The sequence below is a fragment of the Domibacillus sp. 8LH genome, assembly GCF_038806185.1.
Taxonomy (GTDB): domain Bacteria; phylum Bacillota; class Bacilli; order Bacillales; family Domibacillaceae; genus Domibacillus; species Domibacillus indicus_A.
This window is the reverse complement of the sequence record NZ_JAVJNG010000130.1, coordinates 1-274: the sequence shown is the minus strand read 5'-3', so window position 1 is coordinate 274 and position 274 is coordinate 1. Positions and strand designations below refer to the sequence as shown.

Genomic DNA, 274 nt, shown 5'->3' with positions numbered 1-274 from the left:
CTACTGCACGGACAGCTGCCTTCGTTATATTCTGTCCATGAACGTCGATACCAGTTCCTGTTTGAATAAAAAGAACTTGATTCACTATAAAACTCCTCTCTATGAAGGATTTATCGTTCATATTAGGCGGTTCCCGAGGTAGAGCGGAATCAAACACGGGATCTTGAAGTCAAATCAAACAGAATAGATAGCTCATCTTCCTACATTCCATAGAAGAAATAACTAGGATAGAGGATGCCCTTCTATGGTTGGATCTTTGCAGGATACCTAGGCC

At 41.6% G+C, this 274-nt stretch carries 1 protein-coding gene; it reads right to left on the bottom strand.

Annotated features, from left to right (window positions below):
- On the bottom strand, nucleotides 1-85 hold an 85-nt coding region (locus tag RG959_RS24125), incomplete at its 3' end, for a Lin0512 family protein (RefSeq protein WP_342799300.1).
- Nucleotides 86-274 lie beyond the last annotated feature (189 nt).